This window comes from Streptomyces sp. NPDC051636, from assembly GCF_044453765.1.
In the GTDB taxonomy this organism is placed as follows: Bacteria; Actinomycetota; Actinomycetes; order Streptomycetales; family Streptomycetaceae; genus Streptomyces.
This window is the reverse complement of sequence record NZ_JBITDA010000065.1, coordinates 1-9,207: the sequence shown is the minus strand read 5'-3', so window position 1 is coordinate 9,207 and position 9,207 is coordinate 1. Positions and strand designations below refer to the sequence as shown.

Sequence of the window (9,207 nt, the reverse complement as noted above, 5' to 3'; positions counted from 1 at the left end):
CGCCGCGCTCGTCGAGATCGCCGTACGCGCCGGTGACCAGGTCGGCCGTGGCACCGTCCGCGACCTGACCCTGCACGCCCCCCTCGTCGTACCGGAAACCGGCGCCGTCGCCCTGCGCGTCCGCGTCGGCGAAGGCGACGAGCCGACCGTCACCGTCCACTCCCGCCTCGAAGGTGAGGACACCTGGACCCTCCACGCGGAGGGATCCCTGTCCGGCGAGGCGGTGGAACCCGCTGCCGACCTCGTCGCCTGGCCCCCGGCCGGCGCCGAGCCCGTCGACACCACGAGCCTCTACGACGACCTGTCCGCCATGGGCCTGCACTACGGCCCCCTTTTCCAGGGCCTCACCTCCGCCTGGCGGTCCGCCGACGGCACGGTGCATGCCGAGGTGTCGTTGCCGAAGGACGCGGATGCGGGCCGGTTCGCGCTGCACCCGGCGCTCCTGGACTCCGCATTGCACGCCCTCACCTACGCGGGTGCGGCCGAACGGGCCGAGTTGCCCTTCTCCTGGAGCGATGTGGCCGTACACGCCTCGGGGGCCAAGGCGCTCCGGGTGCGGGTCACCGCCGAGGGATCGGGTCACCGGCTCGATCTCGCCGACCCTTCGGGCCGGCCCGTCGCCACGGTCACCGGGTTGGCGCTGCGGCCGCTGGCGGCGGAGACGGGTGCCGTCCGTGACCTGTACCGGATCGACTGGATCCCGGTCTCGTCCGAGGCGACCGAGCCCACGGCGTCGTACACCGTCCTGCGGGCCGACACGGCCGCCGATCTGCTGCCGCGGCTCCAGGCCCGCCTGGGCAGTGACCGGCCTCTGCTCGTCGTCACTCGCGGGGCCGGCACCGATCCCGAGCAGTCCGCCGTCCGCGGCCTCACCCGGGCCGCCCAGGCCGAGCATCCGGACCGGATCGTCCTGCTCGACGCCGACGGGGACATCCCCGAGCACCTGCCCACCGGTGAGCCGGAACTCGCTTACGCGGAAGGCAGGTTCACCACTCCGCGGCTCGCCCGCGAGACGGCGCCGGCGGACGGCTCCTGGTCCACGTCCGGCACCGTGCTGGTCACCGGCGGCACGGGCGGGCTCGGCGCGCTCACCGCGCGCCATCTCGTCACCGCCCACGGCGTGCGCAGCCTGCTGCTCACCAGCCGGCGCGGCGCCGACGCGCCCGGTGCCGCCGAACTCGCCGCCGAGCTGGCTCAGGCCGGCGCCCGGGTGGAGACCGTCGCCTGCGACGTCTCCGACCGCGAGGCGGTCGCGGAGCTGCTGGGCGACCACCCGGACATCACCGCCGTCGTCCACACCGCGGGCGTCCTCGATGACGCGACCGTCGACCGTCTCACCCCTCAGAGCCTGGGCCGGGTGTGGGCGCCGAAGGCGGAGGCCGCCCGGCACCTGCACGAGCTGACCGCCGGACGGGACCTCGACGCGTTCGTGCTCTACTCTTCGACCGCCGCCACCTTCGACGGCACGGGACAGGCCAACTACGCCGCCGCCAACGCCTACCTGGACGCCCTCGCCGCCCAGCGGCAGGCGCAGGGGCTGCCCGGAGTGTCACTGGCCTGGGGGCTGTGGGACCCGTCGGTCGGCGGCATGGGCGCCGGTCTCACCGCGGCCGACGTGGAGCGGGTCGCGCGGACCGGGCCGCGGGCGCTGGGACGCGAGGCGGGGCTCACGCTGCTGGACGCGGCGCTGGGGAGCGGGCGGGCGCATCTGCTGCCGGTGCCGTTCGACACGGGTGCCCTGGAGCGTCGGGCGCGGGACGGGGTGCTGCCCGCGATGCTGCGGGGGCTCGTCCGGGTCCCGGGGGCCCGGCGGCGCGGTACGACGGCCGAGGCGGCGCAGGATCCCCAGGCGCTGAAGGAGACGCTGCTGCGGCTTCCGGCGGCCGAGCGGACGCCCTACGTCCTGCAGGTGGTGCGGGCCAAGGTGGCGTCGGTGCTGGGGCACGCCTCCGGTGACGCGGTGGATCCGGAGCGCGGCTTCGGCGGGCTCGGGTTCGACTCGCTGGCGGCGGTGGAGCTGCGCAACCAGTTGGCGCCGCTGACCGGGCTGCGGCTGCCCGCCACGCTGACCTTCGACTATCCGACCTCGCTGGCGCTCGCCGAGTACGTGCGCGAGCAGCTCGTGCCGGACGAGCGCGGGCCCGCCGCGCTGCGGGCGGTGGAGAGCGAACTGGCCTCGCTGGAGGCGAAGCTGCTGGGGGTCGTGGGTCCGGACGGGCTGGACGCGGGCGACCACGCGCGGGTGGCCCAGACGCTGCGCACGCTCGCCTCGCGCTGGTCCGAGCTGCACGCGGCCGGTGACGCCGACGCCGCTGACGCCGACTCGCTGGCGGATGCCGACGCCGAGCAGATCTTCGACATTCTCGACAGCGAGTTCGAAGGCATCGACATCGATTGAGACATCCCCCTCGGCACCGACGCCGACAACAGCTGAGAGATCGACCGACCAGCCCGTCCGGGCTGTTACCGCGATGAGGAGCACCGTCATGGCCACACGCAAGGAGACCGACCTGTGGCTGCTGGAGCGGCTCGTACCAGGGGCCGGGGTCAACAATCTGTCCGTCACGTTCGACGTCGACGGGATCGTCGAACCCGCCGCCGTGTCGCGGGCGCTGACGCTCGTGGTGCGCCGGCAGGAGATCCTGCGCACCGTGTTCCGGGCCGGGGAGAGCGAGCTGACGAAGAGCGTTCTCCCGCCGGAGGCGGTGGAGCTGTCGGTGCCCGGCGTTCCGGTGGGCGGGGGTGACGTGGCGGACGCGGTGCGGCAGTTCGTGGCGGCGCCGTTCGCGCTGGACGGGTCGCTGCTGGTCCGTGGGACGGTGTTCCTGCCGGAGGGCGGCGGCTGCACGGTGAGCGTGGCGCTGCACCATCTGGTGTTCGACGCGATGTCGACCGTATCCTTCCTGGGCGAGCTGCTGAGCGCCCTGGCCGACCCCGACGGCTACGACACGACGCCGGTCGCGGCGGCCGTGGAGCCCGAACCGTCCGCGGAGAGCGTGGAGTTCTGGCGGGAGCAGTTGCGCGGTTTCCGGGGCGGCGCGGAGGGGGGCGGGCTGTGGTTCGGCAACCCGCCGTCCGACACACCGGATCTCGCCGGTGAGAGCACCTGGTACACGGTGTCCCGGCCGGCCCGGGACGTCGTACGGCGGCTGTGCCGTGAGCTGCGTGCGCCGGAGGCCGTGATCCTGCTGGCCGCGTACTGCCTGCTGCTGTCGCGGCACGGTGCCGGGCAGGACCTGGTCGTCGGGTCGCCGGTCAGCGTGCGGCCGGCCGGGCACGAGTCGGCGATCGGCTACCACGTGAACGTGCTGCCGCTGCGCGTGCGGATCGACTCCGCGAAGCCGTTCAAGCGCCTGGTGAACCGGGTCCGGTCGGTGTTCCTGGAGGGGATCGGGAACAGCGGGGTGCCGGCCGAGCGGGTGCTCGACGAGGTGCGGGACGCGGGCGGCGGCGCGAGCTGGCGCAACTCGCTGTGCACACACCTGTTCAACTACGTGCCCGGCGGTACGTCCGGCGACTTCCAGGCCGGCGGGTTCCCTGCGCGGATGCGGGAGGTGGAGAACGGCTTCAGCAAGTTCGACCTGGAGTTCTTCTTCATGCCGGGCGCCGCGGCGGAGTCCGGGGGCGAGCAGGAGCTGCGGATCCGGGCCGTGTTCCGCACGCAGGTGTTCTCGGCGACGGAGGTGGGTCTGCTGCTCGCCCGCTACGACGCTCTGCTGGTCCGGCTCGGTGAGGAACTGACCGCACCGGTGGGCGAGTTGTCGGTGTGGAGCGACGCCGACCGGGCGGCGGTGGCGGGCGGGCACCGGCACGGGCTGCCGTCGGCGCTGCCCTGCTCCCCCGCCGTCGCCCAGTTCTCCTCGTACGCGCCGGGCGAGTGGTCGGCCGTACGGGCTCTGGTGGCGGCGCCCGACGGCGGTGAGCTGCCGGTGCGGGTGCGCGGGGAGCTGTGTCTCGCGGAGGCGGACGGCACCGTACGGCGGACCGGGGAGCTGGCGCGCTGGCTGCCGGACGGGCGGCTGGAGCTGCTGGGGCGGCTGGACAGGCGGGTGACCGTGCGGGGCGTCACCTTCGGGCTCGACGAGGTCGACGCGGTGCTGCTGGCGCATGCCGAGGTGGCCGGTGCGGCGAGCGTGTCGGCCGGGGGGCGTGTGGTGTCGTTCGTGGCGCCCGCGGGCGGGGCGCCGGCCGAGGGGTTGGCGGAGCGGCTGCTGAAGCAGATCCGGGTGTCCCTGCCGGGCGCGGCCGAGCCGGACCGGGTGGTGGTCGTGGACGCGCTGCCGTCGGTGGGCGGCCGGCCGGACCTGGAGGGGCTGCGGCTGCGCGCGGAGGCCCTGGACCGGCGGGAGGCGCCCGCGGAGCCGGCCATCGACACGGAGGAGCTGACGGAGCAACTCGTCGCGCTGTGGCGGGAGTTCCTGAAGCGGGAGGACATGAAGGCCGGTTCCGGGTTCTTCGCGAGCGGGGGTCACTCGTTGCTGGGCGTGCAGTTGCTGCAGCGCATCAAGCGCACCACGGACGTGAAGGTACGGATCCGCCTCGCCGACCTGTTCGCCCATCCGACGCCGAAGGCGCTGGCGGGGTTCATCGCGGAGAAGTCGGCGTAGGACGTACGCGTCGGAAAGGGGCCGGGTCCCGCTCAGTGAGCGGGACCCGGCCCCTTTCTTCTGCTGTGCGGCTCAGCCCACCTCCGCCAGCCACTTCCGCATGACCTGCTCGAAGCGCTCCGGTTCCTCCACGTGGGGCATGTGGCTGGAGTGTTCGAAGAGTTCCCAGCGGGAGTGGGGAATGTGGTCCAGGAAGGGGCGGATCGTGGCCTCTGTCGCCTCGTCGTGGGCGCCGGTGATGACCAGGGTGGGGACCTCGACGGCGTGCAGCCGGTCGACGACCGTCCAGTCCTTCAGGGTGCCGATGACGTGGAAGTCGGCGGGCCCGTTCATGGTGCCGTAGACGGTCGGGTCGCTCTGCAGGGCGAGGAGGGTCGTGGCGACCTCGGGCGGCAGCGGGCGGGCCCGGCACAGGTGGCGCTCGTAGAAGGCGAGGACGGCCCGCTGGTAGTCGGGGTGGGCGTAGTCGCCGGTGGCCTCGTGCCGGCGCAGGATGTCGCGGACTTCGGCCGGCAGCTCGTCCTTGAGGCGTTCGCACTCGGCGCGCCACACGTGCATGGAGGCCGGTGAGTTGGCGATGACCAGTCCGCGCAGTCCCGCCGGCCGGCGTACGGCGTGCTCCGCGCCGAGCATGCCGCCCCAGGACTGGCCGAACAGCAGGTAGTCGTCGGCGATGCCCAGATGGGCGAGGAGCGCGTCGAGTTCGGCGAGGAAGAGGTCGACGGTCCAGAAGTCGGCGCCCTCGTCGGGCAGATGGGTGGACTGGCCGTTGCCGAGCTGGTCGTAGTGGATGACCGGGCGGCCGTCGGCGGCGAGGGCGGTGAGGCTGAGCAGGTAGTCGTGGACGGAGCCGGGGCCGCCGTGGGCGACGACGAGGGGGGTGCGGCCGCTGTGCAGGTCTCCGGTGACGCGGTACCAGGTTTGGTGGCCGCGGAAGGGAACGACTCCCTTGCGGCTGGGGGCCAGGAACATGAGGGTCCCTCTCGTTCGGATCAGGGCTGGACATGCGGATGGGCGCCGGCCTCGGCGGCCGGCGCCCATCTCCTCGTACGGGCTCGGACCGGTCAGGCCCGGGCCGCTTCGCGCCGGTAGCTCAGGACCACCGCGCCGGAGAACACCAGCGTCCACGCGGCGAGCACGGCCGCGCCGACCACCGCGCGGGTGTCGTGCAGCAGGGCGCCGTGGCCGATGTCGGCGAGCCAGTAGCTCGGCATGACCTTGACGATGGCGACCAGCCAGTCCGGGAACCCGGTGGTCGGCAGGAGCAGACCGCCCAGGAAACCGAAGAGGATGATCAGACCCTGCAGGTACATCTGCTGCTGCTCCGGGGCCACGTACAGGCCGATGACCAGGCCGAGGACGGCGCACGGCAGGGCGGCGACCCAGATGCCGAGGGTGATCTGCAGCCAGCCGGCCGCCGACATGTGCACGTCCTGCACCAGCCAGCCGAACAGGGCCACGAACGCCGGGCCGGGCAGCGCGACGACCATCGCCACGAACACCTTCGTCAGCAGGTAGGTGCGCGGCAGCAGCGGCGTCAGCCGCAGCTGCCGGTGCCAGCCGATCTGCCGCTCGTGCGAGACGCGGGCGGTGGTGTGCATGGAGGAGGTGAACGCGCTGTACGCGGCCAGGCTGCACATCAGCCAGGCGCTGTAGGTGATGCCGTGCGAGTGCGGGATGGTCTGGTTCTTGTAGAGCATGCACTCCAGCAGGTACATCACGACGGGCACGACGAACGCGAAGACGATGAAGCGCGGCCCGCGCAGCATCCGCTTGATCTCGATGGTGAGGTAGCCGGTCATGCGGCTTCGTCCTCCGTGGTGTGGGAGTCGTCCTGGGCGGCGTCGTCCGCGGTCAGCGTGAGGAACGCCTCCTCCAGGCCGGTGGCGCTGATCTCGATGTCATGGGCGCCGGGGTAGGTCGTCACCAGCGCGCGCACGGCGGCGTCGGAGTCGTCGCAGTGCAGTTCGGCCTGACCGAGGCGGACGGTGGCCTGGTGGACGCCGGGCAGCTTCCCCAGCTCGTCCGCGCTCGCCCCCGGCACCGCCGCGCGCAGCATGCGGCCGGCGGTGAGGGCGCGGATCTCGGCGACGGTGCCGTCGGCGACGATCTGCCCGGCACGCATCAGGACCACGCGGTCGGCGAACTCCTCGGCCTCGTCGAGGTAGTGGGTGGCGAAGACGACGGTGCGACCGGTGTCGGTGAACTTGCGCATCGACTCCCAGAACTTGCGCCGGCTGCCGACGTCCATCGCGGAGGTCGGTTCGTCGAGGATGAGCAGCTGCGGATTGCCGACGAGGGCGCAGGCGAACCGGGCCCGCTGGCGCTGGCCGCCGGAGAGCTTGGTGCCGCGCCGGTCGGCGATGTCCTCGATGTTGGCGCGGCGCAGCACCTCGTCCATCGGCAGCGGGTTCTTGTACAGCGAGGAGATCATGCCGAGGGTCTCGCGGACGCTCAGGTCGTCGATGAGGGAGCCCTCCTGCAGCACGGCGCTCGCCAGGCCCTCCCGTACGGCCAGGTAGGGGGCCTTGCCGAAGACGGTGATGCTTCCCGCGGTCGGCTTGGCCAGGCCGAGGATCATGTCGACGGTGGTGGACTTGCCCGCGCCGTTGGGGCCGAGCAGGGCGACCACCTCGCCGGGCGCGATGGTCAGGTCGAGCCCGCGTACGGCCTTGACGTCGCCGTAGTCCTTGCGCAGCCCGGTCACCCGCAGGGCGGGCTCGGGGGCGGCGTGCCGGGGGCTCCTGACGGCCTTCGTCTCCGTGTCGCCGCCGGCCTGCGCCGCGGCGTCCGCCCTCGTCCCGGCGGCGGCCTGCGTCGTGGTGCCCGTCTTCTTCCCGCGGCGCGTCTTCTTCGCCGCGGCCCGCTTCGGTACGGGGGTGGGGGTGGGGGACGGGGCCGTGACGGTGGTGCCTCCCTCGTCCCGTGCGGTCCTGGTCTCTGGAGTCGTCGTCATGTCACATCCGGATCTGTCGGGAGAGGTCCTGCGGGGACAGCAGCGCGTCCAGCGCCTTCGCGGCGGCCTCGTCGCGCAGCAGGTTCATGTGCTCGCTGCCGAACCGGATCTCCCTGGCCACGACGCGGGCCGCGGTCTCCGGATCGGTGGAGCGAAGCCGGTTGAGTCCGCTGAGCGGGCTCGCCGAGCTGAAGGCCACCGCCCTGTGCCAGTTCTCCATGGAGTCGAAATCGCCGGCGGCGACGACATAGGCGACGAAAGCGGTGAACGACTCGGTGAATTCGGCCCGGCTCTCCTCGTCGAGGTCGAGCTGGTCGAACGCCGGTTCGCTCACGCTCCGGAAAAGCCGGACCAGTTCGGTGCCGAGCACCCGGATGTCGTCGGTGCTTTCCAGGACGTGGTGCCCCGCAGTGTTCGCCACCGAGATCGGTTCGGGCCCCACGATGGATTCGAAGAGGCTCAGGGACATGTGGAACTGCCAGTACAGTCCGAGCGGGTTGGCGAGTTCCGGGTCGAACAGAATGAGCTGCGGCGCGCTTTCCTGCCACTGCGTGAGACGTTCGGCGAGCGCGGCCGCGTACACCGAGCCGGCGCAGAAGCCGAGCACGGCGCTGACCGGCCGCCCGGTCTCACGCACGGAGTCGAACCAGCGGTCCAGATACTCCTGGCCGCCGGGCCCCACGTCGGTGGCGATGGCCTGCGGCATCGTCTCCCACACAGGGTGGCGGCCCGCCGCGGTGAGCGAGAAGAGATCGGCGAAGCGGGCGTCGGGACGGCCGGTGGCGGTGAAGTCGACAGCGAGCACCAGAGCGTCTCGGCTGCTGTTGCCGCCCAATTTCAGCCACACGTCATTGTTGTCCACCGGCTGCCCCTTCCTGACCTGTCTGCCGAGTTCTCGACCTGCGCACCGCACTGGTTATGCCGGGTGCAGTCGATGCTAGAAGTGGCCAAGGGGGCTGAGAGCCCCTATGGCCACCCCTAGCGCCCCCTACCGCCCCGCTTCCTCCGGGACGTCCGCCGGCGCGTCCTCGAGTTCTTCTGCCAGGAACTCGACGAGTTCTTCCGGAGTTCCGTATTCGTAGATCACCGCGGCGGGCAGCTTCAGGCCGAGCGCGGCGGTGAGCCGGTCACGGAATTCCACCGCGAGCAGCGAGGTGAATCCGAGATCCATGAAATCGCTGTCCGGCTCGACGGCGTCATCCGCCCCGGTGTGCCCGAGCACCCCGGCGATGGCGTCCCGCACCAACGCGCCCAGCAGCTCGGCGCGCCCCGCGTCGTCGGCCGCCCGCAGTGCCGCCAGCAGGGCCTCACTGTCCTCCGGTTCCCGATCGGGCAGGGTCATCGTGTCCCCCGCGCCCATGCCGCCGACGGCCCGTCCGGCCGAGGCGAGCCAGTAGTGCTGGTGCTGGAAGGCGTAGGTGGGCAGGTCCACGGCCTGGCGGCCGGGGCCGAAGTAGGCGGTCCAGTCGACGGAGGGCAGTCGGGTGAGGGCCTCGACGAGCGCCTGCGGCTCGGACCGGTCCCGGCGCAGGGCAGGGACGGCACGCGTGTCGGCGACCATCGGGGTGAGGGCGGCGTCCGGCCCGATTTCGAGGAAGGCGCCGGTGCCCTGGGCGTCGAGGGTGGTGACGGCGTCGGCGAAGC

7 protein-coding genes are annotated in these 9,207 nt (G+C 72.5%); 2 read left to right on the top strand and 5 right to left on the bottom strand.

Annotation, left to right across the window (positions count from 1 at the left end):
- Both ACIBBH_RS41910 and ACIBBH_RS41905 read left to right on the top strand, forming a co-directional pair.
- Positions 1-2,398 (top strand): SDR family NAD(P)-dependent oxidoreductase (locus ACIBBH_RS41910; RefSeq protein ID WP_399414180.1); only part of this gene is annotated, 2,398 nt, incomplete at its 5' end.
- Positions 2,399-2,486: 88 nt separating this feature from the next.
- Complete coding sequence (locus ACIBBH_RS41905; protein ID WP_399414178.1) at positions 2,487-4,607, top strand: condensation domain-containing protein; 2,121 nt, start codon at positions 2,487-2,489, stop codon at positions 4,605-4,607.
- Positions 4,608-4,679: 72 nt separating this feature from the next.
- Here the strand turns inward: ACIBBH_RS41905 and ACIBBH_RS41900 are convergent, their stop codons facing one another.
- The 5 genes from ACIBBH_RS41900 to ACIBBH_RS41880 all read right to left on the bottom strand — a co-directional run.
- The gene (locus ACIBBH_RS41900; protein ID WP_399414177.1) at positions 4,680-5,579 is read right to left on the bottom strand and encodes a proline iminopeptidase-family hydrolase; all 900 of its coding nucleotides are present in this window, start codon (positions 5,577-5,579) and stop codon (positions 4,680-4,682) included.
- Positions 5,580-5,671: 92 nt separating this feature from the next.
- Positions 5,672-6,409, bottom strand: coding sequence for an ABC transporter permease (locus tag ACIBBH_RS41895; protein ID WP_399414175.1), 738 nt, complete (start codon positions 6,407-6,409; stop codon positions 5,672-5,674).
- The gene (locus tag ACIBBH_RS41890) at positions 6,406-7,563 is read right to left on the bottom strand and encodes an ABC transporter ATP-binding protein (RefSeq protein ID WP_399414174.1); all 1,158 of its coding nucleotides are present in this window, start codon (positions 7,561-7,563) and stop codon (positions 6,406-6,408) included. Before ACIBBH_RS41890 ends, ACIBBH_RS41895 begins: the two co-directional genes overlap by 4 nt.
- Position 7,564: 1 nt before the next feature.
- Entirely contained in the window at positions 7,565-8,425 is an 861-nt protein-coding gene (locus ACIBBH_RS41885) for a hypothetical protein (RefSeq protein ID WP_399414172.1), read from the bottom strand.
- 126 nt (positions 8,426-8,551) lie between these two features.
- The coding region (locus ACIBBH_RS41880; RefSeq protein WP_399414170.1) for a phosphopantetheine-binding protein at positions 8,552-9,207 on the bottom strand (656 nt) is incomplete at its 5' end.